The 25,214-nt window shown below is 71.7% G+C and carries 21 protein-coding genes; 8 read left to right on the top strand and 13 right to left on the bottom strand.

What is annotated here, in order from left to right; genetic code table 11:
• Positions 1-38: 38 nt before the first annotated feature.
• Together VSH64_RS29255 and VSH64_RS29260 are read left to right on the top strand one after the other, a co-directional pair.
• Positions 39-929 (top strand): hypothetical protein, encoded by an 891-nt coding sequence (locus VSH64_RS29255; protein ID WP_326565946.1) that lies wholly within the window; start codon positions 39-41, stop codon positions 927-929.
• A gap of 149 nt (positions 930-1,078) precedes the next feature.
• On the top strand, positions 1,079-1,861 hold the full coding sequence (locus tag VSH64_RS29260; protein ID WP_326565947.1) for a hypothetical protein: 783 nt from the start codon (positions 1,079-1,081) through the stop codon (positions 1,859-1,861).
• Between the two features lie 438 nt (positions 1,862-2,299).
• Here VSH64_RS29260 and VSH64_RS29265 read toward each other — a convergent pair whose 3' ends face one another.
• Complete coding sequence (locus VSH64_RS29265; RefSeq protein ID WP_326565948.1) at positions 2,300-3,844, bottom strand: FAD-dependent monooxygenase; 1,545 nt, start codon at positions 3,842-3,844, stop codon at positions 2,300-2,302.
• 50 nt (positions 3,845-3,894) lie between these two features.
• Between VSH64_RS29265 and VSH64_RS29270 the strand changes: the two genes are divergently transcribed.
• Positions 3,895-4,608, top strand: a complete 714-nt coding sequence (locus tag VSH64_RS29270; RefSeq protein WP_326565949.1) for a TetR/AcrR family transcriptional regulator — start codon at positions 3,895-3,897, stop codon at positions 4,606-4,608.
• Position 4,609: 1 nt separating this feature from the next.
• Here the strand turns inward: VSH64_RS29270 and VSH64_RS29275 are convergent, their stop codons facing one another.
• Genes VSH64_RS29275 through VSH64_RS29285 form a run of 3 tightly spaced genes read right to left on the bottom strand, consistent with a single transcriptional unit; the run spans position 4,610 to position 7,042 of the window.
• Positions 4,610-5,110 carry a DUF4240 domain-containing protein gene (locus VSH64_RS29275; RefSeq protein ID WP_326565950.1) on the bottom strand — a complete coding sequence of 167 codons (501 nt, stop codon included), beginning with the start codon at positions 5,108-5,110 and terminating at the stop codon, positions 4,610-4,612.
• 37 nt (positions 5,111-5,147) lie between these two features.
• Positions 5,148-5,639 (bottom strand): DUF6912 family protein, encoded by a 492-nt coding sequence (locus VSH64_RS29280; RefSeq protein ID WP_326565951.1) that lies wholly within the window; start codon positions 5,637-5,639, stop codon positions 5,148-5,150.
• On the bottom strand, positions 5,636-7,042 hold the full coding sequence (locus tag VSH64_RS29285; protein ID WP_326565952.1) for a WS/DGAT/MGAT family O-acyltransferase: 1,407 nt from the start codon (positions 7,040-7,042) through the stop codon (positions 5,636-5,638). Before VSH64_RS29285 ends, VSH64_RS29280 begins: the two co-directional genes overlap by 4 nt.
• 34 nt (positions 7,043-7,076) lie before the next feature.
• On the opposite strand from VSH64_RS29285, the gene VSH64_RS29290 reads away from it, so the two are divergent.
• Positions 7,077-7,841 carry a TrmH family RNA methyltransferase gene (locus VSH64_RS29290; RefSeq protein ID WP_326565953.1) on the top strand — a complete coding sequence of 255 codons (765 nt, stop codon included), beginning with the start codon at positions 7,077-7,079 and terminating at the stop codon, positions 7,839-7,841.
• Here the strand turns inward: VSH64_RS29290 and VSH64_RS29295 are convergent.
• Entirely contained in the window at positions 7,830-8,213 is a 384-nt protein-coding gene (locus VSH64_RS29295; protein ID WP_326565955.1) for an HAD-IA family hydrolase, read from the bottom strand. The two genes, VSH64_RS29290 and VSH64_RS29295, sit on opposite strands and share 12 nt — an antisense overlap.
• A gap of 277 nt (positions 8,214-8,490) precedes the next feature.
• Between VSH64_RS29295 and VSH64_RS29300 the strand changes: the two genes are divergently transcribed.
• Positions 8,491-8,985 carry an Rv3235 family protein gene (locus VSH64_RS29300; protein ID WP_326565956.1) on the top strand — a complete coding sequence of 165 codons (495 nt, stop codon included), beginning with the start codon at positions 8,491-8,493 and terminating at the stop codon, positions 8,983-8,985.
• A gap of 378 nt (positions 8,986-9,363) precedes the next feature.
• On the opposite strand, the gene VSH64_RS29305 is transcribed toward VSH64_RS29300, so the two are convergent.
• From VSH64_RS29305 to VSH64_RS29340, 8 genes are all read right to left on the bottom strand, one after another.
• Positions 9,364-10,572, bottom strand: a complete 1,209-nt coding sequence (locus VSH64_RS29305) for a cytochrome P450 (RefSeq protein WP_326565957.1) — start codon at positions 10,570-10,572, stop codon at positions 9,364-9,366.
• A gap of 134 nt (positions 10,573-10,706) precedes the next feature.
• On the bottom strand, positions 10,707-13,613 hold the full coding sequence (gene secA, locus VSH64_RS29310; protein WP_326565958.1) for a preprotein translocase subunit SecA: 2,907 nt from the start codon (positions 13,611-13,613) through the stop codon (positions 10,707-10,709).
• A gap of 253 nt (positions 13,614-13,866) precedes the next feature.
• Positions 13,867-14,571, bottom strand: a complete 705-nt coding sequence (gene hpf / locus VSH64_RS29315) for a ribosome hibernation-promoting factor, HPF/YfiA family (RefSeq protein WP_326565959.1) — start codon at positions 14,569-14,571, stop codon at positions 13,867-13,869.
• A gap of 539 nt (positions 14,572-15,110) precedes the next feature.
• Complete coding sequence (locus tag VSH64_RS29320) at positions 15,111-15,659, bottom strand: ComF family protein (RefSeq protein WP_456062084.1); 549 nt, start codon at positions 15,657-15,659, stop codon at positions 15,111-15,113.
• 226 nt (positions 15,660-15,885) lie between these two features.
• Positions 15,886-17,637 carry an LpqB family beta-propeller domain-containing protein gene (locus VSH64_RS29325; RefSeq protein WP_326565962.1) on the bottom strand — a complete coding sequence of 584 codons (1,752 nt, stop codon included), beginning with the start codon at positions 17,635-17,637 and terminating at the stop codon, positions 15,886-15,888.
• Positions 17,634-19,394, bottom strand: coding sequence for an MtrAB system histidine kinase MtrB (gene mtrB, locus VSH64_RS29330; RefSeq protein ID WP_407655568.1), 1,761 nt, complete (start codon positions 19,392-19,394; stop codon positions 17,634-17,636). Before mtrB ends, VSH64_RS29325 begins: the two co-directional genes overlap by 4 nt.
• A 7-nt stretch (positions 19,395-19,401) precedes the next feature.
• Positions 19,402-20,079: an MtrAB system response regulator MtrA gene (gene mtrA, locus VSH64_RS29335; RefSeq protein ID WP_204093576.1), complete on the bottom strand. Its 678-nt coding sequence runs from the start codon at positions 20,077-20,079 to the stop codon at positions 19,402-19,404.
• Positions 20,080-20,267: 188 nt separating this feature from the next.
• Positions 20,268-20,597 carry a bifunctional 3-phenylpropionate/cinnamic acid dioxygenase ferredoxin subunit gene (locus VSH64_RS29340; protein ID WP_326565965.1) on the bottom strand — a complete coding sequence of 110 codons (330 nt, stop codon included), beginning with the start codon at positions 20,595-20,597 and terminating at the stop codon, positions 20,268-20,270.
• 167 nt (positions 20,598-20,764) lie between these two features.
• On the opposite strand from VSH64_RS29340, the gene VSH64_RS29345 reads away from it, so the two are divergent.
• The 3 genes from VSH64_RS29345 to solA all read left to right on the top strand — a co-directional run bounded on the left by VSH64_RS29345 (position 20,765) and on the right by solA (position 25,204).
• Positions 20,765-21,550: an IclR family transcriptional regulator gene (locus tag VSH64_RS29345; protein WP_326565966.1), complete on the top strand. Its 786-nt coding sequence runs from the start codon at positions 20,765-20,767 to the stop codon at positions 21,548-21,550.
• A 220-nt stretch (positions 21,551-21,770) separates the two neighbouring features.
• Positions 21,771-24,077, top strand: coding sequence for an FAD-dependent oxidoreductase (locus VSH64_RS29350; RefSeq protein ID WP_326565967.1), 2,307 nt, complete (start codon positions 21,771-21,773; stop codon positions 24,075-24,077).
• Complete coding sequence (solA, locus tag VSH64_RS29355) at positions 24,074-25,204, top strand: N-methyl-L-tryptophan oxidase (RefSeq protein ID WP_326565968.1); 1,131 nt, start codon at positions 24,074-24,076, stop codon at positions 25,202-25,204. The genes VSH64_RS29350 and solA overlap by 4 nt, the downstream gene beginning before the upstream one ends.
• The last annotated feature ends 10 nt before the right edge of the window (positions 25,205-25,214 follow it).

Here is a 25,214-nt window from a genome sequence, read left to right on the forward strand (position 1 = left end):
TACTGCGAGTGGAGTATTGACCTTCCTAGGGGGATTGCATGCGCAAAACCACTTTCGTCGTCGCCGCGGGTGCCGCGCTGGCGCTCGTGCTGACCGGCTGTGGTTCCAAGTCCGAGAGCGGAACCGCGGCTCCGGCCGGGGACAAGGCGGCTTCGGGGATCGCCGCGCCGTTCGCGAACGTGCTCGAGCTGGCCAGTGCTTCCAAGCAGGGCACCACGAAGACGAAGTCGTCGAAGATGTCGATGACCATGTCGGCGGCGGGCAAGACCGTGACTGCCGAGGGCATCGCGTCCTACGACCCGGCCGACCTCAAGATGTCGATGACGATGACCACCGACGGGCAGCAGATGGAGATGCGGCTGCTCGACAAGACCATGTACATCAAGCTCCCGGCCGCGGAACTCGCCCAGATGGGCACCGACAAGCCGTGGGTGAAGATCTCGCCCGACTCGAACGACCCGCTGTCGAAGGCGCTGTCGGGCAGCATGGGCTCGGCCGGTGACCAGAGCGACCCGACCAAGATCCTCGACCAGATCAGCGAGGCCGGCCGGATCGTCAGCTCCGACCAGACCACCCTCGACGGTCAGCCGGTGAACCACTACAAGGTGGAGATCGACCTCGCCAAGTCGATCGACAAGACCCTCGCCTCGGCCGACGACGCGACCCGCGCCAAGGTCAAGGAAATGATCAAGGGCAAGGACATCCAGATCCCGGCCGAGATCTGGGTCGACAAGGACCAGCTTCCGCTGCAGATCACGATGGACGAGAGCGCCATGATGCAGGCGATGGGCGCGGGTGCGGCCAGTTCCGGCGGCACGGGCAAGATGACCATCAAGTACAGCGACTGGGGCACCGCGGTCAACGTCACGGCTCCGCCGGCCGACCAGATCACGGACATGGGCGAAATCGCGAAGAAGATGGGCGGCTGACCCACTTCCGCTTCGCCGAAGGGCGCTCCGACCGCGGTCGGGGCGCCCTTCGCGCTACTACGCGTGATTCCGCTTCCCCCGAACGGGTCTTCGGCCGCGCCTGTGCTTTTGTTGGGTCTCTTTCCGCCGGTCAGGACGGGGTTTTCCGGATGCGCAGGACGGCCGTGGCGTGCGCCGCGCTGCTCGTGATCGCGGGGTGCTCCGCATCGCCGGACCGCTTCGCCGACGCCCGCGCCCTGGCCGACGCGGCCATCGCGGCCACGGCCGCCGGCCACTCCGCCCGGTTCACCACCGACGTCACCGCGGGCGCCGTCGTGTCCCACGGCCAGGGCGAGGCCGCGTTCGGCCCGGCCGGCACCGCGCTGCGGATGACCACCGACTACCTCGGCGAGCCGCTCGAACTGCGGCTGGTGGCGCAGAAGCTGTACGCGAAGGTCCCCTCCACGGCCCTCGACCAGGTCACGGACCACAAACCCTGGGTGCAGGTGTCGCCCGACGGCAGCGACCCGTTCTCCCAGGTCCTCGGCGGCAGCCTCGCCCAGCTCGCCGAACAGAACGACCCCGCGCGCACGCTCGACCAGGTCCGCACCGCCGGCACCCTCGCCTCGAGCGACCCCACCACCCTCGACGGCACCGACGCCACCCACTACCGCGTCGACGTCGACCTGGCCCACCTCGGCTCCCAACTCCCCGCCGGCCTCCCCGCCGACGCCATCACCCAACTCGGCGGCACCGGCACCAAGGTCCCCCTCGACCTGTGGCTCGACTCGGACGACCGGCCGCTGCAACTCGTTCTCGACCTGTCCCCCGCGCTGCACGCGTCGGGTGCTCAGACCGCCGCGCGCATCACGGCGCACTACTCGGACTGGGGCACACCGATCACGGTGGCGGCGCCGGCGGCGGATGAGGTGGGGACGTTCCTCGGGGGTTGACGGAGAACCGGCCGCGGCCGGGATTCAGTGCGTGGGCTCGAAAGCCGGGGCGCCCGCCCAGCGATACAGAGTGGACCCTCGACAGCGCGCGCAGTGTCCGTGGCCAATGCGACCGCTCGGCCCGAACGCCCCGCAGCGCAGATGGCCCTCCGCGGCACTGAGGCCGTCGCCGGCGCGCCGCGCGGTGGCTGTCGTCGGCGGAGCGGGAGAACCGGCCGCGGCCGGGATTCAGTGCGTGGGCTCGAAAGCCGGAGCGCCCGCCCAGCGGTGCAAAGTGGACGCCAGCTCGGCAGCGTCCGCAGTGTCCGTGGCCCACGCGACCGCGCAGCCCCGAACGCGCCGGCAGCGCGGATGGCCCTCCGCGGCACTGAGGCCGTCGCCGGCGCGCCGCGCGGTGGCTGTCGTCGGCGGAGCGGGAGAACCGGCCGCGGCCGGGATTCAGTGCGTGGGCTCGAAAGCCGGAGCGCCCGCCCAGCGGTGCAAAGTGGACGCCAGCTCGGCAGCGTCCGCGGCATCCGCGTTGTCACGAGCGTCCGGGGTGTCCGTCGCCCACGCGACCACGCCGTCCGGGCGCACCAGCAGTCCCGTCGGGGTCCCCGGATCACCGGGTTTGTCGGCGATCGTCGTCACGCGGGTGGGCCACGCGGAGGCGACCCGGCCGAACGCGGTGTCCGGGGTGCGGTCCAGGAGGGCGAAGCCGCCGGTGTGGGTGTGGTCGGCGAGGCGGGAGCCGTCGGCGAGGGAAACGTCCGGGGCGTAGCAGCCGACGAGGGGGTGGGTGCCGGGCAGGGGGAAGTGGTGGGTGACGCCGGAGATCTGCTTCAGGGCGTAGGTGGCGCCGTCGGGGGTGGCCAGGAGGGCGGTGACGACGGCGCGCAGGGCGGCGGACTGCGGGTCGCCGCGGAGGATGCCGATCTGGGCGCGGGTCCAGTCCAGGACCCAGGCGCCGAGGGGGCGGCGTTCGGTGTCGTAGGTGTCGAGGAGGCCGGCGGGGGCCCAGCCGGCGATCACGGCGCCGAGTTTCCAGCCCAGGTTCGTGGCGTCGCCGACGCCGAGGTTGAGACCTTGGCCGCCGAAGGGCGGGTGGACGTGGGCGGCGTCGCCGGCGAGCAGGACGCGGCCGGAGCGGTAGGCGGCGGCCTGGCGGGTGTTGTCGCTCCAGCGGGTGGCGGTGCCGCGCAGCGCGGTGAGCGTGACGTCGGTGCCCGAGACGCGCCGCAGGCTGGCCTGAACCTCCTCCAGCGTGACCGGCGCCGAACGGTCGGTGGGGCCGCCGTCGAACTCCACCGTGGTCAGGCGGCCCGGTTGCGGCCCGCAGCGGTAGGCGCCTCCGGCCGACCACACCCAGCCCTTCGCGAGCTTCTTCGGGTCGGCGATGTCGGCGACGGCCAGCCGGCCCGTGAGCTCCGGCGCGGTGCCCGGGAACTCGATGCCGGCGAGGCGACGGACGGTGCTGTGCCCGCCGTCGCACCCGACGAGCCAGCTCGCGCGCAGCGGACCGGCCGTGGTGTCGACGACGACAGAGTCGCCGGTGTCCGCCAGCGAGGTCACCTCCACGCCGCGCCGCAGCGGCACGCCGAGCCGTTCGACGTGCTCGGCCAGCAGCGCCTCGAGCTCCCGCTGGGGCACGAGCCGCGCGGCGTCGACCGCGGTGTGGGCCGCGAGGTCGGGATCGGCCCAGTCGACGAGGTCGCCGTCGAGCACCACGCCCGCGAAATGCCCGGTGAAGCGCGCGCCTCCGGCCAGGTTCGCCAACGTCCCGGCCAGCTCGCGCTGCACCCGCTCGGCCGCGGGCAGCAGGCCGCGTCGGTCGAGCGCCTCGGCGGTCGGGACGTTGATCGCGCCCGCCTTCACCGCCTCGTCGGGCTCGGTGCGCCGCTCGAGGACCTGCACTTTCGCCCCGGTCAACGCCAGCTCGGCGGCGAGCACGAGCCCCACGGGCCCGGCTCCGACGACAACCACATCCACGCGTTCTTCAGACACGAACAACGTTCTACTTACGAACGACGTTCGTGTCAAGCTACGCTGGTGCCGTGAACCCGAGAGAGCGGCGCGCGGCGCGCCACCAGCCACCGGGAGCCGAAGCCGAACCCGCGCGCAAACCGCGGCGGCGCAAGACCGCGATCGTGGACCAGGTCGTGGACACGGCACTCGACGTGATCGCCCGCGAGGGCTACGACGCCCTGACGATGCGACGGCTGGCCGACGCGCTCGACACCGGACCCGCGTCGCTCTACAACCACGTGGTGAACAAGGCCGACCTCGGCGAGCTGCTCATCGGCCGGCTGTGCGCCGAGCTCGTGCTGCCCGAGCCTTCGGCCGAGAAGTGGCGCGAGCAGATCCGCGGTGTGTGCGAGCAGATGCGCGACCAGTACCTGAAGTACCCCGGGATTTCGAGCGCCGCGTTCGCCTTGGCGCCCACGGACCTCGAAGCCCTGCGCGTGAGCGAAGGCCTGCTGGCGATCCTGCTCGCCGGCGGCATCACACCGCAGGCCGCCGCTTGGGCCGCCGACGCGCTTTTCCTTTACGTGGCCGCGTATTGCCTCGAACGCTCGATCGCGCAGCGGCGCGCCACGCAGGCCGACGCCGCCTGGGTCGTCGACCGCGACGAGCTGCGGCGCCGCCTCGCCGCGCTGCCTGTGGAGCTGTTCCCGAACACCACCCGCCTCGCCGGCGAACTCACCGCCGGCGAAGGCCACGACCGGTTCGACTTCACCGTGGGCCTGCTGATCAACGGCCTGCGATAACTCAGCCGAACAGCGCCGACAACCGCGGCAACCGCTCGCGCACCTCGTCCGGATCTTCGAAGTCGAAATCCGCGTCGAGCGGCGGCAGCGCCACCGGTTCGGGTTCGGGCAGCGGTTCGCCGGTGGCCGCGAGGTGGGCCGTGGCGGCGAGGTACAGGATCTCCTCGCATTCGAGCTCGGCACCTTCGGCGGCGGCGGCGCGGATCGCCGGGACGTCGGCGAGCGAATCGGGGTCCGCGACCGCGCGGGTGAAGACCTCGCGGCCCTGGGTGAGCAGCCAGCCGCGGAAGTAGTCGAAGCCGTCGTCGGAACAGCCGCCGTTCACGAGGTACGCGGCGGCCCACAGCGAGCTGCGATAGGACTGCACCAGCAAACCGCTCACCGTGCGCTCCGCGGCCACGATCTCCGCACGCGGCCGGGCCGCGAGCAGCTCCGCAGCGCGCGAAACGACGTGCTCGCCCGCGGCGGGATCGATGAGCTGCCAGAACTCGGGTTCGTTCACGGACCGCACTCTGCCAGAAGGGTCCGACAAAAACCGGCTACATCAGCTCCAGCAGGAACGGCAGCTCCTGCGGCGCGTACCAGGCCAGCTCGTGGTCCTCCGCGTCGCCGAGCGCGAACTCGGCGTCTTCGTCACCGAGGTCGGCGGCGTCGATCACCGCGGCGGCCGCGGACACGGCTTCGGCGGCTTCGGCGGAGTCCACGTGGATCGCGGCGATCTGCGCCAGCTTCACGGGGCCGTCGAGACGCACGACTGCGGCGTCGAGGTCGGCGCGCAGCGTCACGTTGTCCACGTCGGCCGAGATGACCGCGCGGCGCGGCTCGCCCTTTTCCTCGGCGTTGATCAGGCGCAGCGACGCACGGGCGGCGTCGAGCAGCGCGGCGTACTCCAGCTCTTCGTCGGAGCCGCTCACGTACGCCTCGCGCAGCCCGGGCGTGAGCGCGAACGCCGTGGCGCTGCGCGCGCGGAACTCGCCGTTGGCGTCGAGCTCCCGCAGCATCGCGATCGTCGCCGGAATGTAGACCCTCACCAGTGCGCACCCTTCAGTTCTTCCAACGCTTCTTCGATCATCCCGCCCAGCAGGCCGACGTCGAACGCGGCTTTGCGATCGCCGTTGAGTCCGAAGTAGACACCGCCGTGGTAGGACGTGACCCCGATGGCCAGCGCCTGGGTGCGCATGAGCGGCATCACGGGGAACATCTCGATCAGTTTCGCCTCACCCGCGTACACCGGTTCCTGCGGCCCCGGTGAATTCGTGATCATGAGGTTGAAAATGCGGCCCGACAGCGAGCCGCCGGCCCGCGCGCCCAGCGAATGCAGCGTGGCCGGGGCGAAGCCGCTCACCTTGAGCAGCCCGCGCGCGGCCACGGACCGGCCCGAGTCCAGGTGGGCGGTCATCGCATGGCCGACGTGCTGCAGCCGCAGCACGGGGTTGGGCTCGCCCACCGGCAGGTCGACTAGGTAGGCAGCCACCTCGTTGCCCACCAGCGCCGGCGTGGAGTACTCGGCCGTGTCGGCGTCGCGCACGGCCAGGGGCACGAGCGCGCGCACGGTGGCCGTGGACCCGAGGTGCACCCCGCGCGAAAGCAGCCACTCGCGCAGCGCGCCGGTGATGGCGGTGAGGATCACGTCGTTGACCGTGCCGCCGTGGGCCGCGCGGATCTTGCGGTAGTCCTCCAGCCGCGTGCGCACCACGGAGAACATCCGGCCGCCGGACACGCGCACGTTGAGCGGGCCCTGCGGCGCCGGGTTCACGACGGTGCGCAGCGTGGACGCCACATCACCCAGCGTCTCGGCGACCTTGCCCACGGAGGTGAGCGCGTCGTTGGCGGCGGAGCGCACGTTTTCCACCAGCTCGCCGGGGCGTTGCACGGCCTCGCTCACGGCGTCGACCACCAGCTGCGCGCGGCTCGGCTCGCGCCGCGGGGTCCAGGTGTCCTCGGCCGGCTCGGGCGGCGCCGGCACGTCGTCGAGGATGAGCTGGCCGAGGTCGATGGTGCCGATACCGTCCACAACGGACTGGTGCGTTTTCGTCACCAGCGCCACGCGGTCGCCTTCGAGGCCCTCGACGAAGTAGATCTCCCACAGCGGCCGCTCGGGCGCGAGCCGGCGCGACATCAGGCGCGCGACCAGGTCGAACAGCTGGTCGTCGGTGCCCGGCTGGGGCAGCGCCGAGCGGCGGACGTGGTAGTTGAGGTCGAAGTCGACGTCGTCCACCCACACCGGGCGCGCCAGGTGCCCGGGCACGTCGAGCACGCGCTGGCGGTAGCGCGGCAGGAAGGGCAGCCGCGAGCCGACGAGGTCGAGCAGCTGCGCGTAGTCGAACCCGCCGCGCGGGCGCTCGAAGATCGCCACGCCGCCGACGTGCATCGGGGTCGCGTGGTCCTCGACGTACAGGAACGAGGCGTCGAGCGCGGACAGGCGGTCGGGCATGGGCCGATCCTTACACAGTGCGAGACTGACCGGCGTGGGTGATGAGGCGGAGGTTTCTCCGAAGGACCGGTTCCTGACCGTCTACGGGCGCAAGCCGGTGCTCGAAGCGCTCGGCGACGACGGCCTGCAGGTGGACAAGGTCATCCTCGCCGACACCGCGCGCGGCCCGGCCGCCGCGGAGATCCAGCGCGCCGCGAAGGCCGCCGGCGTGCCGGTGCAGCGCGCGAGCGCCCACCGCGTGAAGGTGCTGGCCGGCAACGGCAAACAGGACCAGGGTGTGCTCGCCGACGTGGTGGCGCCGCGGATGCGCTCGCTGGCCAGCGCGCTCGACGACCGCCGGCCGCCGTCCCGGGTGTTGCTGCTCGACGGCATCACGACGCCCGCCAACGTCGGCATGATCCTGCGCACGGCCACCGCCGCCGGCCTCGACGGCGTGATCGTGCCGCGGCGCGGGGTCGCGGCGCTGGATCCGATGGTGGTGAAGGCTTCGGCGGGGGTGGCGTTCCGCGCGCCGGTGCTGCGCTGCGGCAGCGCCGGCGAAGCGGCGGAGATGCTGGCCGAGGCGGGCTACGGGCTGTTCGCGCTGAGTGCGTCGGGGAAGTCCACCTTGTTCGACGTGTCGCTGCCGCAGCGCGCGGCGTTCGTGCTCGGCGGGGAGACGGACGGCGTGAGCGCCACTGTCGCCGAGCTGGTCACGGAGTGGGTCTCGATCCCGATGCCGGGTGACGTCGAGTCGTTGAACGTGTCCGCGGCCGCGGCGGTGTTGTCGTTCGAGCTGGTGCGCCGGTCAGCTGAATAGCGCCGACAGCTCGTCGAGGGTCTCCGCCATGGTCACGTGGTGGATGGCGATCATGCCCGCTTCGGCGGCCCCGCGGACGTTGCGCGCGGCGTCGTCCACGAAGGCGCAGGTGGCCGCGGCCAGGCCGAGGCGTTCGGCCGCCACGAGGTAGATCTCGCGGCTCGGTTTGGCGACGCCGACCTCGCCGGAGAACACGAGCGCGTCGAAGTACTCCCCCAGGTCCTGGCGCACGCCGGGCGAGGCGCCGGGCGCGTTGGACACCAGAGCGGTGCGCGTGCCGCGGGCCCGGGCGGCGCGGAGGTAGTCGTAGAGCAGGTGGGCGTCGGGGTCGGTGAGGACGCCGGCGTAGTCGACCAGCAAGCCTTTGAGCACGAGCTCACCCTAGCGATCCGGCGATCGGTGCCTGGCGCGTGTTTGGAGAGGTCTCGGCCAGTGGCGGAGGTGGTGCCTGAACATGGCGACCATTCCCTGAGGCCGGGTCATGCCGAGGCCACCCGGACCAAGGCATGGTCAGCCGCGCCCTAGCGCAAGTTGCAGATCGCGATCGGCGATTTCGCGGATTTCGCCGGATCAGGCAGGGGTCGTCCCGATTCGGCGGTTCGGCCCGCACCACAGGCAGCGGATCGTCCGCGTTTCAGGGGAGGAACACATGACGACCCACCGCATCCGGGGCCTGGCCGGCGCCGAGCCCGCCGTGTGCCCGCGCCCGACCGGGCGCCGCCCGCAGCTCCCGCCGCCTCCGCCGGTGCGCGACCTGCCGCCCGCCGGCCACAACGTGGTGCAGCTCCTGGGCCCGCCCAGCGAGCGGCAGCTGGCCAGTCGCCTCAACGCCATCCTCGAAGTCCTCGCCGGCCGCCGCGCCGCCGGCCAGATCCAGAACCTCGTGGACGCGGCCCTCTTCGCCCGCCTCCTGGCCCACGGCCCGCTGCCCAGCACGCGCCCCCGCGTCGGCACCCTCCACCTCTGCCACCCGACCGACCTCACCCTCGAAGCCGCGACGACCATCCGCAGCGGCCTCCGGGTGCTCGCGCTGGCGGCCCGTTTTGAGCGCACGCGGACGGGGTGGGTGTGCACGCGGTTCCACCTGCTGGCGCCACGGATCGGCCCGGTGCAGGCGATCCCGCGCCGTCAGGTGGCGGTGTGATGGGACAGGTGTCCCGATGAGTAGGTCGCGGCGTCAGGGTGCGGGGCGCGCCGGAACCGCCTGGGTTCCGCTGGTCGAAGTCCCAGTCGCGAGCACGAGTCGCTGGGTTCACGCCGAGCGACCGGGCCCGGCGGGCCTCAGGAACTGGCGCAGCCGGCCATCCGGTTCTCCACGACCTTGCTTCCACGTGCCGGGCTTGGGCGACGAGTCGCTGCCCGGTGTCCAGCCGACAGAGTGCCCGCCGGCCAGGACACCAGCGTGCCCGGGGACCTAGCCGTCGGATCCCGATATTCGCCGAGTGCAGGCATTCGAATGCCTGCGCTCGGCGGGTAGCCGCGAGACGTCGCGGACCTTGCGCCAAACAAGTGGGTCCTGGCGTCAGCCGACGGTGACCGGTAGTGCGGACAGCCCCCGCATCGTCACCGTCGGGTTCCAGGTCGGGGTGCCGGCCAGGCGCAGGGTCGGGGTGTGGCGGGCCAGTTCGCGGAAGGCGGTGGCGCCCTCGAGGCGGGCGAGGGGGGAGCCGAGGCAGAAGTGGATGCCCTGGCCGAAGGCGAGGTGGCGGGAGGGCTCGCGGGTGGGGTCGAAGGTGTCCGGGGACGGGTGGGTGGCGGGGTCGCGGTTGGCGGCGCCGATGAGGACGATGGCCTGGGTGCCCGGGGCGACCGCGGTGGAGCCGATGTGCGTGGGTTGGAGCGCGACGCGGCTGGTGAGCTGCACCGGGGAGTCGTGGCGGAGGACCTCTTCCACGGCGTTGGCCGCCAGCTCGCCGCCGGCGCCCAGGGAGCGCAGGCCGTCGTCGGTGCGCAGCAACGCCAGGACGCCGTTGCCGATGAGGTTGGTGGTGGTTTCGTGGCCGGCCACCAGGAGAAGGGTGAGGGTGACCAGGAGTTCGGCCTCGGTGAGCTTGTCGCCCTGGTCGGTCACGGCGACGAGGTCGGAGAGCAGGTCTTCGCCGGGAGAGCGGCGGCGTTCGGCGGCCAGGGCGCGGAAGTAGGCGTTGAACTCGCGCCCGGCGTTGCCCGCGGCCACGAGGACGTCGTCGGCCACCAGGAAGGCCGGGTCGAGGGCGCGGGCGAGCGCGTGGGACCACTCGGCGAAGCGTGAGCGGTCCGCCATCGGCACCCCGAGCATCTCGCTGATCACCTCGATCGGCAGCGGCGCGGCCAGCGCGGTCATCAGGTCGGCCGAACCCGCGTCGATCAGTTCGGCGATCAGCCGCGCGGTGATGTCCTCGACGCGGGGACGCAGGCGCTCGACCGTGCGCGGGGTGAAAGCCTTCGACACCAGGCGACGCAGGCGGGTGTGGTCCGGCGGGTTCAGGCCCAGGAACGAGACCACCGGGCGGCCGTCGGCGTCGACCAGGTCGTCGGGGTGCAGCGTGGCAGGGTCGAGCACCTCGGGCTCGGGGTGGCCGAACGCGGGATCACGCACCACGTCCGTTCCCTCGGCCAGACCGCTCACCACGAGGAACCCGGGTGCGATCTCGGCGACCGGCGCCTCCTCACGCCAAGCGCGGTAGAGCGGGTACGGGTCCGCCTTGTACTCGGGTGCGAACATCCGCGTGAACGTGTCCAGATCCGCCATGGGGCCCCCTCGTCGCCACCACCCACGTTAGGCGCGAACCCCGGCGCGTGCACCCGACCGCGCACGCCCAACCCGCGCAGCCCCAAAACAAAGGGCGGGCCGCACGAATGCGGCCCGCCCTCGGAAAACCTGCGTCAGCGACGCGGGCCCTTCTTGCCCTTCTTCGCCTGCTCGCGCTCAGCCGCCCGGCGCTCACGCCGCGTGGAGCCCGAACCGGCACCCTCGCTCTCGACACTGTCCGAATGCGACTCGACGCCGCCGCCCTCGGCCGGGCCCGACATCGTGAGTCCGGATTGGACACCGCCGCCGGTTCCCTTGCCGCGCAAGGCCGACGGCACCGACTCGGTGTCGGTCGTCGGCGGCTGCGGCGGGGTCGGCCGCGAGTGCCGGCCACCGTCGTTGCCGAACGAAGCGGCCGCGGCGGAAGTGGCCGACGTGACGCCCGCGGGCAGCGCCGACGGGTCCGGCTGCTGCGCGGGTTCGGGCTCGCTGCGCTCCACCTGCAGGTTGAACAGGAAGCCGACGGCCTCCTCCTTCAGCGAGTCGAGCATCGCGCGGAACATGTCGAAGCCCTCGCGCTGGTACTCGATCAGCGGGTCGCGCTGCGCGAGCGCCCGCATGCCGATGCCCTCCTTGAGATAGTCCATCTCGTAGAGGTGCTCACGCCACTTGCGGTCGAGCACGGTCAGCATCACCTGGCGCTCGAGGCGGCGCATCGCGCCTTCCTCGCCCACCAGCTCGTCGATCTCGCCCTCACGCTTGTTGTAGGCGTCGATCGCGTCGTCGACCAGCGCCTGGCGCAGGCCGTCGGCGTCCAGGTCGCCTTCCTCGATCAGGTCGTCCCAGTTCAGGCCCACCGGGTAGAGCGTCTTGAGAGCGGTCCACAGCTGCTCGTGGTCCCAGTCCTCGGCGTAGCCGTTGGCCGTGGCGCCCTCGACGTACGCACCGACGACGTCGATCGTCATGTGCTCGATCTGGTCGCGCAGGTCCTCGCCCTCGAGCACGCGGTGGCGCTCGGCGTAGATCACCTTGCGCTGCTCGTTCATGACCTCGTCGTACTTGAGGACGTTCTTGCGCGTCTCCATGTTGAGCTGCTCGACCTGCGTCTGCGCGCTCTTGATCGCCTTGGAGACCATCTTGTGCTCGATCGGCACGTCGTCGGGCAGGCGCATCGTGGTCATCACGCGCTCCACCATCACGGCGTTGAACCGGCGCATGAGGTCGTCGCCCAGCGACAGGTAGAACCGCGACTCACCCGGGTCGCCCTGCCGGCCGGAACGACCACGCAGCTGGTTGTCGATGCGGCGCGACTCGTGGCGCTCGGTGCCGAGCACGTAGAGGCCACCGGCCTCGCGCACCTGCTCGGCCTCGTCCTTGGCGCCGCTCTTGATCTCCTCGAGCACCTTCGGCCACGCGGCCTCGTACTCCTCGGAGTTCTCCACCGGGTCGAGGCCGCGCTCGCGCAGCACCTGGTCGGCGATGATGTCCGGGTTGCCGCCCAGCACGATGTCGGTACCGCGACCGGCCATGTTGGTGGCCACCGTGACGGCGCCGACCTTGCCGGCCTGCGCGACGATCAGCGCCTCCCGGCCGTGGTACTTCGCGTTCAGCACCTCGTGGGGCACGCCCAGCTTCAGCAGCAGCTTCGAGAGGTGCTCGGACTTCTCGACGCTCGTGGTGCCGACCAGCACCGGCTGGCCCTTCTCGTGCCGCTCGGCGATGTCCTCGGCCACGGCCTCGAACTTGGCCTGCTCGGTCTTGTAGATCAGGTCGGCGCGGTCGGCGCGCACCATCGGCCGGTTGGTCGGGATCGGCACCACACCCAGCTTGTAGGTCTGGTGGAACTCCGCGGCCTCGGTCTCGGCCGTACCGGTCATGCCCGAGAGCTTGTTGTACAGCCGGAAGTAGTTCTGCAGCGTGATCGTGGCGAGCGTCTGGTTCTCGGCCTTGATCTCGACCTTTTCCTTGGCCTCGATCGCCTGGTGCATGCCCTCGTTGTAGCGGCGGCCCACCAGGATGCGGCCGGTGAACTCGTCGACGATCGTGACTTCACCGTCGCGGACGATGTAGTCCTTGTCCTTGTTGTAGAGCTCCTTGGCCTTCAACGCGTTGTTGAGGTAGCCGACCAGCGGCGTGTTCGCGGCTTCGTAGAGGTTCTCGATGCCGAGCTGGTCCTCGACGAACCGCACGCCCGTCTCGGTCACCGCCACGGTGCGCTTGCGCACGTCGATCTCGTAGTGGTACTTCGAGTTGATCAGGTTGGCCTTCTCGACGCGCTCACGCGAGCCCATCGTGGTGGTGTCGATGCCCTTCATCAGCGGAGCGAGGCGGGCGAACTCCATGTACCACCGCGACGACTGGTCCGCCGGGCCCGAGATGATCAGCGGCGTGCGCGCCTCGTCGATGAGGATCGAGTCGACCTCGTCCACGATCGCGAAGTTGTGGCCGCGCTGCACGCAGTCCTCGAGCGACCACGTCATGTTGTCGCGCAGGTAGTCGAAGCCGAACTCGTTGTTCGTACCGTAGGTGACGTCGGCTTCGTAGTGCCGGCGACGCTCCTGCGGGTCCTGCTCGGCGAGGATCACGCCGACCTCGAGCCCGAGGAAGCGGTGGATGCGGCCCATCCACTCCGCGTCGCGCTTGGCGAGGTAGTCGTTGGTGGTGACGACGTGCACGCCGTCGCCCGACAACGCGTTGAGGTAGGCCGGCAGCACGCAGGTGAGGGTCTTGCCCTCACCGGTCTTCATCTCCGCGACCTGGCCGAGGTGCAGCGCCGCGCCTCCCATGAGCTGGACGTCGTAGGGCCGCTGGCCGAGCACCCGCTTGGCGGCTTCGCGGGCGACCGCGAAGGCCTCGGGGAGCAGCTCGTCGAGCGACTCGCCCTTGCCGTACCGCTCTTTGAACTCGCCGGTCTTCGCCTGCAGTTCGGCGTCCGACAGGTCCTTCACGTCGTCTTCGAGGGTTTCGATGTGATCGGCGATGTTGCGCAGCCGCTTCACCATCTTGCCCTCACCCGCGCGGAGCAGGCGGTTCAGCACCATCCGGTCGACCTCACTAGCTGATTTTGATCGCACCCGAGCCGGTCCCGGGCTTGTGGGCACGGCGCGCACGGGTAGCGCGGCGCCGCCGTCTCACCACATCGTAGGGAACACGGCGTGGTCCGCGCACGCACGTGCTCGCAGAAGGTCACGAGAGGCCCCTTCGCACCCTACTCCCGGCACGCGGGTGGCCCGCACGCGCTCGCGTGCGGGCCACCCGTGGCGCAGGCCGGCTCCCGCTCCGGCCGGACCGGGCTCAGCCGAGCCGGATCACGCCGTAGTCGAAACCCTTCCGCCGGTACACGACGCTCGGCCGCCCGGACTCGGAATCGTTGAACAGGTAGAAGTCGTGGCCCACGAGCTCCATCTCGTAGAGAGCCTGGTCCACCGACATGGGGTCCGCGTCATGCTTCTTCTCGCGGACGACGCGGCCGGGCTGGTAGCCCAGATCGTCGTCTTCCCAGCGCTTCTGCTGGGGCAGGGTGATCTCCCCGGAGCTCACGGCCGCGAAACCTTCGGTGATCGGTTCGGCCGTGTCCGCGGCGGGCGCCTCCAGCACCGCCGTGCTCGCTGTGGGTCGGGCGACGGCGTCCGACGATCCGCCGGCCATCGCCATGGAGGTCGCCTCGGCGACCGATTCCGGGCGGCTGCGCCCGTAGTGCACGCGCCGCCGGTCGTGTGTCCGCCTCAGCCGGTTCTCCAGCTTCGTTACGGCGGAGTCGAGCGCTGCGTAGAAGTCGGCGGCACACGCTTCAGCGCGCACGGCCGGGCCTCGGCCCTTTCCGGTGATCTCGACGCGCTGGCAGCTCTTCGCCTGCCGGCGGTTCGGCTCGTGGAACAGCTCCACGTCGTACCGGATGACTTTCTTGTCGTAACGCTCAAGACGGGCCAGCTTTTCGCTGACGAGTGCCCGGTAGTGGTCGGGCACCTCCACGTTGCGGCCCTTTACGACGATGTCCATACACGACCTCCCTCGCTGAGATGACTGCGAGCTGATGTGTTCAACACGGCGCCGGTAGTGCGGGGACGGAGCCCGGATCAGGCGGGCTGAGAAGAACTCGATGGCCGGTCACGACGTCTCGTGCCGGATGCTCGAGCGCGGACTCAGCGCGCCTCCGGCGCCAGGGACATGGGCTGCACACCTCCCTGCCTGCGGGGATTGCTGATAGCGGAGCACGTTAGCTTCATCACGCCTCTCGCAACAGCCCCCGGGCCGGGGGATGTCACGATTCGGGAACCCGTTACGGCGCGCAGCGAAACCCCCGTGCGCAGCCCGAATTCCCGCCCCTGACGGCTGTACGCAAGCCCTGCATTTTCACGCGTACGGCGCAACGGCGCGGGAGCCCGGAAGCCGAGAGTCACGACCCGCCGCGCCACAGCCGCCACCCCGGTGGAGTGCTCGGCCGCCCGCGTGATTTCGAGCCAGACCCTCATGTCCCGACAACGGGCGACCGTGCTGTCCCGTTCCCTCTTGACATCACTCGTGTAGGTGACGTCTGCTCACCCTGCGGCGAGCAGCGCGACCACAGCCGACACGGCGACCCCGGCGTCGGTGAGTGCCCGCACGCACGCGCTCGCCGTGGCGCCGGTGGTGACCACGTCGTCGAGCACCACCACCCTGCTGCCCGGCGGCGGACGGCCCGCGGGCACGAACCGCAGTCGCCCGGCCAGGTTGGCCACGCGCTCGGCCCGGCTCAGGCCCACGGCGTCGCGCGCGCCCTTCACCGCCAGCGCCGGTGCGACGGACACTTCCTTACCCGTGTGGGCGAGGCAGCGCGCGGTGGCCTCGGCGAGGCGCTGCACGTGGGGGCCGCCGCGAAGCCGGGAAGCCGAGCGCCGGCTGGGCGCGGGGACGAGGCACCACGGCCCGGCCCTCGGGTCGGCGGCCTGCGGCAACGCCGGCAACGCGGCGGCGAGCACCCGGCCGAGTGCCGGCGCGACATCACGGCGGCCACGCTCCTTGTAGGCGATCAGGACGCGCTTGGCGACGCCCTGGTAGCGGGCCAGCGCGTACGCCGGCGCCAGCCCCGTGAGAGGCGCGCGAACCACCTCCGTGAGTGACCCCCACACCCGCGCACACTCCGCGCAGCACGGGACACCACGAGCACCACAGCCGGCACACCGGGCCGGGACGAGCAGATCGAGGACCATGACCCGCAGTGTGCACCCGGACACCGACAGTTTCGGCGCGCTCGGTCTCCAGCGGGCCGTCCCGGGCCGTCCTGGGCCGTCCTGCGCTGTCTCGGCGTCGGTCCGGCGGACCCGGAAACCGGCGTCAGCCCGGGTAGAACGGCGCCGCGTTGAGCATCGTGTGCGCCTGCGGCCGCCAGACCTCACCGAGTTCGGTGGCGTTCCACAACCCGCCCGGGTCGGCCACCACGATCGGCCGGTTGGGCGCCGCCGTCACCGCGGTGACCGGCGCCGTGAGGTTCGAGCTGTTGAACGCGTCCATCCGGCGTCCGTCCACCGACACCCGCTGCACCGGCTGGGAAGCCGACGAGGTGATGACCACCAGCGAGTCGGCGGTCGCTCCCCAGTCGAGATCCACCACGCTGGACAGTTCACCCGGCTGGAGCACCCGGGGTTCGCGCAGCGTCACGGTGTCGCCGTTGCGCACGACCGCCGCGACCACGAGCTGGCCGTTGACGATCGCCGCCACGCGGGCGCCGTCGCGCGAGAGCCGCAACGCGCTGATGTCGTTGCCCAGCGCCAGCAGATCGTTGGCGTTCACGCTCTGGCGCAGCCAGTGGCCGGTCGGGTCGAGCACCACGCGGGCGACGATCGAGTGGTCCACCACCGTCCACACCTCGCCCGAGGGACCGCCCCCGGTCGGCGCGGCCCGCCACGTGGGCCGGCTCAGCGAGCTGCCGCTGAGGTCCACCAGCGGCAGGTCGCGGCCCAGGTCGCCCACGCGCAGCTGCACGCGGTCGCCGGTGCGCTCCACGACCGCGAGCCGCTTGCCGTCGATCGACTGCGCCGCGCTCACCACGTTGTAGCCGCCGTTGCCGGCCGGGCCGGCCACCGGCGCGCCGTCGCCGAGGGAGTGGATGCGGCCGTCGACCGTCATCAGGCCCAGCAGGTCGGAGCTCGGTGAGGAGGCCGCGCTGTAGTTCGGCACATCGCTGGCGCGCAAGTACTCCATGCCGCGCAGAAGCGGCTGGCCGTCGGCGAGCAGCCGGATGCGGGTGGACGTGACGGTCTGCATCGACAGTACGATCTGCGCCGCGATCAGCGTTCTCGTCTCCGGACTCGCGCCCGTGAGGCCCGAGAGCTGCACGAGCAGCGAGCCGTCGTCGTTGTTCTTCACGTTCGTGTCGAGCGTGACCTGGTCGCCCAGCAGGTTCTTCACAGCCCCGCCGAGCCCCGCCGACGGCCCCTGCAGGATCAGGTCCATCACGCGGCCGGGCAGGCCCGACTGCGGTTTCGCCGGCACGTACCGCAGATCGGGCACGAAGGTGCCGGAGTCGGGCGAGTAGAAGCTCACGGCGACGCGGTTGTAGTTCGCTTCGAAGTCGTCGTCGGTCACCATCAGCGTGGGCGGCGCGCTCGAGATCCGCCACTGCCCGCTCGGCTGCTTGCGCACCTGGATCGTGAGCTCGGCGGAGCCGGAGCCGGGGATGAACGCCGAGTCGGCGCTCAGCGTGCCGAGCGTGAAGCCGCGCAGCCCGACGTCGCGCACGTTCGGGTCCGGCGGGGTCGTGGAGGACGTCGACTGCGGCGGGGTCTCGTAGACGGTGCTGAAGGTGTTGTCGATGATCGTGATCGCGCGGCTGGGTTTCCACGCGCTGCGCTGCTGGTCGTCGAGGTAGGCGCGCGCGGCCGCGTTGTTGGAGCGCGGGTCGCCGTTGGCCTTGATGAAGTCGCGCACGATCGTGAGCGCGTCGATGTCCGGCAGCGGCTCGGGAGCGTCGTTGGCCTGCGGCGCCGGCGTGTCCACGGAGACGACCAGCGGCTGCGACTCGAGCGGCACGTTCGCGCAGCCGGCGAGCAGCACCAGGCACGCCAGCGCGACCAGCACCCGCTTCACCGGCCGACCTCCTCGCGGTCGGCGAGGATCGCGTCGGGCGCCGGCTGCACCTCGAGGACCGACGACGGCGACAGCGTGATCTGCGGCGTCGCGTCCGGCGGGGGCAGGCGCAGCGGGCTCTCTTCGATCGGCACGTGCTGGTGGCGCGGGAGCACGAGCCGGAAGCACGCGCCCTGGCCCAGCTCGCCCCACGCGTCGAGCACGCCGCCGTGCAGCCGCGCGTCCTCCTGGCTGATCGCGAGACCGAGGCCGGTGCCGCCGGTGCGGCGGTTGCGCGACGGGTCCGCGCGCCAGAACCGGTTGAACACCAGGTCGGCCTCGCCCGCGCGCAGGCCCACGCCGTGGTCGCGCACGGTGATGGCCACCGCGCTCTCGTTCACGGCGACGGTGAGCTGCACGGGTTTGCTTTCGCTGTGGTCCACGGCGTTGCCCAGCAGGTTGCGCAGGATCCGTTCCACGCGCCGGGCGTCGACTTCGGCCGCGGCGTCCTCCTCGGGCAGGATCAGCTCGACCGAGCTGCCCGCGGTGCCCGCGATCACGCGCACCTGCTCCACGGCGCGCGTCGCGATGGGCCGCACGTCGATGTACTCGGCCGAAAGCTCTTCCACGCCCGCGTCGAGCCGGCTGATCTCCAGCAGGTCGCCGAGCAGCGCCTCGAAGCGGTCGAGCTCGTCGACCAGCAGCTCGGTGGAGCGCGCGAGACCGGCCGGGAACTGCTCGCGCGAAGCGTGCAGCACATCGGCCGCCATGCGGACCGTGGTGAGCGGGGTGCGCAGTTCGTGGGAGACGTCGGAGGTGAACCGGCGCTGCAGCCCGCCGAACTCCTCGAGCTGGCGGATCTGGCGCTGGATGCTCGCGGCCATGCCGTTGTACGACACGGCGAGCTTCGCCAGGTCGTCCTCGCCGACCACGGCGAGGCGCTGCTCCAGGTCCCCGCCCGCGAACTGCTCGGCCGCCGCGGCGGCCTGCCGGACCGGCCGCACCACCTGCCGCACCACCAGGTTCGTGATGCCGGCCAGCAGCAACAGCAGCACGAGCCCACCCACGAGCAGCGTGTTCTGCACCGTCGACACGGTGTTCTGCTCGCTGGTCAGCGGGAACAGCAAGTAGAGCTGCACCGGGCTCGCCACCGAGTTCAGCGGGGTGCCGACGATGAGGTAGGTGGTGTTGGCGCCGTTCTCGGCCACGGTGTGCTCGACGCGCGCGAGCTTGCCGCCCTCCACGAACTGACGCAGCCGCACCGGCACCGAGGTGAACGGGCCGACGAACACCGGGTCGGCGTCGGACTGCACCGGCTCGACGCTCGCGAGCACCGGCTCGAACGTGCCCGCCGTGGAGCCCGCGGGCGAGGCCGAGGTCGTGGAGATCTTTTTCAACGCGTTCTCGAGCCGCGTGTGCAGCGCGTCGGGCGACTCGCCGCCCACGCCCACCAACTCACGCGCGGCGGTGTCGGCCAGCGCCTGCGTCTGCTCCACGGCGGCCTTGCGCTTGGTGTCGAGCAGCCGCTCGGTGATCTGGTTCTGCAGCACCATGCCCAGCACGAAGACCACGGCGGCCGAGAGCGCGAGGGTCGAGATCGTGACCCGGAACTGCAGCGAGTGCCGCCACAGCTCGTTGAACGCCACCACCCGGCGGCGTGCCAGAACCACGACGCGCCGCACGAGGCGTGCCGTGGCTCGGGCGACAGCGGTCGGCCGTCCCACCTTCGGGTGATTCTTCGTCCCGGCGGGTGGGCCGGCTGCCGCGGAAGCCGTCATCGCGTCATCACGGCGGGCCGGCCTTGTAACCGACGCCGCGCACCGTCAACACCACCTCGGGGTGCTCCGGGTCCTTCTCGACCTTCGACCGCAGGCGCTGGACGTGCACGTTGACCAGCCGGGTGTCCGCCGCGTGGCGGTAGCCCCAGACCTGCTCCAGCAGCACCTCGCGGGTGAAGACCTGGCGCGGCTTGCGGGCGAGCGCCACCAGCAGGTCGAACTCGAGCGGCGTGAGCGGGATGGCCTTGCCCTCGCGGGTGACCTCGTGGCCCGGCACGTCGATGGCGAGGTCGCCGATGGTGAGCGACTCGGCGGGCTCGGCCTCGGTGCGGCGCAGGCGGGCGCGCACGCGGGCGACGAGCTCCTTCGGCTTGAACGGCTTCACGACGTAGTCGTCGGCGCCGGACTCCAGGCCCAGCACTATGTCGACGGTGTCGCTCTTGGCGGTGAGCATCACGATCGGCACGCCGGACTCGCCGCGGATCGCCTTGCACACGTCGATGCCGTTCATGCCGGGCAGCATCAGGTCCAGCAGGACCAGGTCCGGCTTCAGCTCGCGGAGCGCGGGCAGCGCACGCGAACCGTCCGCCACCACCGCGGTGTCGAACCCCTCACCGCGGAGCACGATGGTGAGCATCTCCGCCAGCGCGGGGTCGTCGTCGACCACCAAGACACGTGCCTTCATGAGCACATGTTCGCACTACTCGCGCCGCCGTCGAGCACGACCCGCGCGTTTGACCACCAGAAAGATCAAGATCGGGAGTCCCGATTGCCCCATTCGGGCGTGTCCGAGCAGGCGTTGGACGGCCCGTGAAGGTTCCCGGGCACGCGCTCGGGAGCCTCCACGGGCCTCAGGAGGGAAGAGCTGAGGTGCTACGCGACGTCCTCGCCGACCACGGCCGGCACCGGTGCGTCGACGAACACGGCACCGTCGGTCACCACGACCGGGTACGTGCGCACGGGGTTCTTCGCCGGCAGGCACGTCGGCACGCCGGTGCGCAGGTCGAACTGGGCCGCGTGCAGCGGGCACTCCACGAAACAGCCTTCGAGCCAGCCGTCGGCGAGCGAGGCGTCCTGGTGGGTGCAGGTGTCGTCGATCGCGTAGAAGCCGGTGGCGGTGTGGAAGACCGCGATCGGGGTCGGGCCGTCGAGGCGCAGCGCCTCACCCTCGGGCAGGTCGGCGACGGCGCAGGCACGGATCATCGGGCAGCCTCCGGGAAGCGGGTCACGAAAAACGCGAGCGGTTCGTGAATGTTGCGCATGACGCGTCGTTGTGCACTGTGCGCAACAGTGCGGCTCACCCGGCCCCCTCGTCAAGGGATTCGCCCGCTCAGCCGAACAGTTCGCCACCCAGCCGTTAGTGTTGCGCTATGCGGAACCAGGACTCGGGCAACGCAACGGGAAGTCAAGTTCAGTCGGTCGACCGCGCGATCAACGTGCTGGAACTGCTCGCGCGCAACGGGGAATCGGGGATCACGGAGATCGCCGGTGAGCTCGGGGTGCACAAGTCGACCGCGTCCCGGCTGCTGAGTGTCCTGGAGCAGCACGGCCTTGTCGAGCAGCTCGGCGAGCGCGGCAAGTACGCGATCGGGTTCGGCATCGTGCGCCTCGCCGGCGCCGCCACGGGCCGCATGGACCTCGCGAAGCTCGGCCGCGCGACCTGCCAGACGCTGGCCGAGGAGCTCGGCGAGACGGTGAACATCGCGATCGCCGACGACGGCGTGGCCATCAACATCAGCCAGGCCCGCGGCGCGGCCGCCATCACCACGCAGAACTGGACCGGGCAGCGCACGCCGCTGCACGCGACCTCCAGCGGCAAGGTGCTGCTGGCCGCGATGAACGACGCCGACCGCAAGCGCGTGTTCGGCCACGGCCTCGAGCAGTACACGCCGCGCACGACCGTGGACCCCGACGAGCTCGAGTCGGAAGTCGACCGGGTCGCCGAAGACGGCTACGCGGCCTGCTTCGAGGAGCTGGAGCTCGGCATGCACGCGGTCGCGGTGCCGATCCACGGCCCCGGCGGCGAGGTCGTGGCGGCGATGAGCGCGTCGGGGCCCTCGTACCGGCTCTCGAAGCAGCGGATCAAGCAGATCGTGCGGCCGATGACCGATGCGGCGAAAGAACTTTCGGCGCAGCTGGGCTACTACACCAGCTGATTCTTCCCCGGCTTCGGATCGCCGCCGCCGAGCCGGGCGTTACGCGCTTTCACCTGCCTGGGCGCGTGCGAAAAACCCCTTCCGCGCCCAGTCTTGACACGCGCCCCGCGATCGCGCACTTTGTTGCTGAAGACGGAACACACACCCCCATCCGCAACCTGGCCCGCCCGTCGGCGGGTCGTTCGGCGTGCCCGGTTCACCCCGGCCAGGAGGTACCGCGATGGCAGCCCGACCGCGTGTGGTCGTGATCGGCGCCGGGGTCGTGGGGTGTGCGCTCGCCGACGAGCTCACCGAACGCGGCTGGACCGACGTGACCGTGCTGGACCAGGGGCCGCTCTTCACCGGCGACGGACCGGGCCTGGTGCGCCAGACCGACGCGGACCGCACGATGACGGAGTTCGCGAAGTACACCGTGGCCAAGTACGGCGCGCTCACGCTGGCGGGCCGGTGGTGCTTCCAGCCGGTCGGCGGGCTGGAGCTCGCGACCACCGCGCAGGAGCTGGCGCAGCTGCACCGACGCCGCGGCTGGGCCACGTCGTGGGGCGTGCGGGCGTACCTGCGCTCGCCGCGGGAGTGCGCCGAACTGCACGCGCTGCTCGACCCGGCGAAGGTGCTCGGCGGCCTCCACACCCCGGGCGACGGCGTGGCGAAACCGCGGCGCGCGGCCGAGGCCCAGGCCCGGCGCGCGATCGACCGCGGCGCGCGGTTCGTGGCGGGACAACGGGTGGTGGCCGTGGACCGCGCCGGCGGGCGCGTGACCGGCGTGGTCACCGAGACCGACCGGTTCCGCGCCGACGTGGTGGTGTCGTGCACCGGCGTGGACGCGCCGGCGATCGGACGGCTGGTGGACCTGAGCGTGCCGCTGGTGCCGCTGGCGCACCGGTACGCACGCACCACTGCGCTGCCGGCGCTGGCCGGCGACAACGATGACTTCACCGAGGCCGGCAAGCCCGTGCTGCGTCACGGCGAGCTGACCGTGCGCGAGCACGTCGACCGCCTCGGCATCGGGCACTCGACCGGCCACGGCAGCGAGCCGTTCGTGCCGGCGGATTTCGACCGACCCTGGGCCGAGGCCGTACGCCTGCTGCCCGCACTGGCCGACGCGAAGGTCGAGGACGGCGTGACCAACCTGGTCCCGGCCACGCCCGACGGCCGGCCGCTGCTCGGCGAGCACCCGGACCTCGACGGGTTCTGGGTCGCCGAAGCGGTGGCGTTCGCCCACTCCGCCGGCGCCGCGCGCGAGGTCGCACGCTGGCTCGTGGACGGACAGCCCCGGCTCGACCTGCGCGCGAGTGATCTCGCCCGCTTCGAGCGGGTGCAGCTCGCGCCCGACCACGTGCGGGAACGCGCGATCCGGACGTTCGCGGGCCCGCGGCCCGACGAACCGCGGCGGCCGCTGCGCACGTCGCCGTTCTACGAGCGGCACCTCGCCCTGGGCGCGCACTTCTCGGAAGCGGCCGGCTGGGAACGGCCGGAATGGTTCCGCGCCAACGAATCGCTGCCCGAGATCAGCCGGATCCCGGCGTCGTCCGGCGCGCGGACGGCGGGCGCCGAGGCGATCGTCGCGCGCGAGCGGGTGGCGGTGGTCGACCTGACCCCGGCGCCGCGACTGGAGATCACCGGCCCCGGTGCGCTGCCGTTCCTCCAGACGATGACCACGAACCAGCTCGACGGGCCCGCCGGCGCCGTCACGCCGGGCCTGCTGCTCGGCGAGCACGGCGGCGTGCGCGGCGACGTCGTGGTCACCCGGCTCGGCGCCACGCGGTTCCAGGTGCGGGTGAGCACCGCCGTCGACCACGCGTGGCTGCGCCGCCACCTGCCCGGCGACGGCGCGGTGCAGATCCACGAGATCACCTCAGGCACCTGCTGCCTGGGCTTGTGCGGGCCCCGGGCCGCGGACGTGCTCCGCGCGCTGTCCACAGTGGACCTGACCGGTGAGCTCGCGCGGCAGACCTACCTCGCCGAGGTGCCCGCCCTCGTCCAGCCGCTCACCGACCTGGGTGAAGCCGGCTGGGAGCTGCACACCGGCGCCGACCTCGGCCGACGCCTGTGGGACGCGGTGTGGGAAGCCGGGGCGCCGCACGGGATCGTCGCGGCCGGCACTCTCGCAGCGCACAGCCTCCGGCTGGAGGCGGGCCTGCGCTCGTGCGGCGCGGACGTGACCGCGGAGCACGATCCGTTCGAGGCCGGGCTGGGCGCGGCCGTGTGCCTGGACAAGGGGTACTTCCTCGGCCGCGACGCGCTGCTCGGCCGGCCGGGCGCCACCGCCGGGCGCGAGCTGACCTACCTGGTCACCGACGTTCTGGTGCTGGGCAAGGAACCCGTGTACTTCGCCGGCCACCCGGCCGGCTACGTCACCAGCGCGGCGCGGGGCCACACGGTCGGCAAGAACCTCGCGTACGCCTGGCTTCCCGTGGAGTGCGCGAAACCTGGTACACCGGTGGAGATCGAATACTTCGGCGAACGGGTGCCCGCGGTCGTGGCCGCGGCACCGGCTCGGCCGAGCGGCCCGAGGAGCACTGCTTGACGCACTACGACGTGATCGTGATCGGCCTGGGCGGAATGGGCAGCGCCGCGGCGTACCGGCTCGCGCGGCGCGGACAGAAGGTGCTCGGGATCGACCAGTTCGCGCCGGTGCACAACCTCGGGTCGAGCCACGGCGGTTCGCGCATCACCCGCCAGGCCTACCTCGAGGGCCCCGACTACGTGCCGCTGCTCCTGCGCGCGCACGAGCTGTGGGCCGAGCTGGAGCAGGACACCGGCCGGCACCTGTTCACGCGCTGCGGCGGCCTGATGGCCGGGCCGCCCGACTCGCGCACGATCACCGGCAGCGTGCTCTCGGCCGAGAAGTTCGACATCCCCCACGAGCTGCTCGACGCCGCCGAGCTGCGCCGCCGCTTCCCCACCACCGCTCCGCGCGACGACGAGGTGGCGCTCTACGAGCCGGGCGCCGGGTTCGTCTCCCCCGAGGGCAGCGTCGCGGCGCACCTGCAGCTGGCCGCGCGCCACGGTGCCGAGCTGCACCACGAAGAACAGGTGTTCACGTGGAGCACCTCCGCTTCCGGTGTGCGCGTGGGCACGACGTCGAGCTACTACACCGCCGAGCGGCTGGTGCTGTGCCCCGGTGCGTGGGCGCCGGGGCTGCTGGCCGACCTCGGCGTGGACTTCGAGGTGCAGCGGCAGGTGCAGTACTGGTTCGACCCGGCCGACGCGGCGGCGTTCGCGGCCGAGCGGCATCCGGTGTACCTGTGGGAAACCGAGCAGGGCGACCAGTTCTACGGCTTTCCCGCGCACTCGCCGCAGGGTGTGAAGGTCGCTTCGCACCTCGCGGGCACGCCCTGCACGGCCGACACGATCGACCGCCGCGTGCACGACGACGAGGTGCGCACCGTCAGCGAGCTCGTCAGTTCCCGGTTGCCGCGGCTGGGCACGTTCCGCCGCGCCGCGACGTGTCTGTACACGAACACTCCCGACGAGCACTTCGTGATCGCGCCGCACCCGGCGCACCCGCGCGTGGTCGTGGCGTGCGGATTTTCGGGGCACGGCTTCAAGTTCGTGCCGGTGGTCGGCGAGATCGTGGCCGATCTGATCGTCGACGGGAGCACCGCGCAGCCCATCGCGTTGTTCGACCCGGCCCGGTTCGCCGCTGCTTGACCGCTCTGGT

It is taken from the genome of Amycolatopsis rhabdoformis (assembly GCF_035918295.1).
Taxonomy (GTDB): Bacteria; Actinomycetota; Actinomycetes; order Mycobacteriales; family Pseudonocardiaceae; genus Amycolatopsis; species Amycolatopsis rhabdoformis.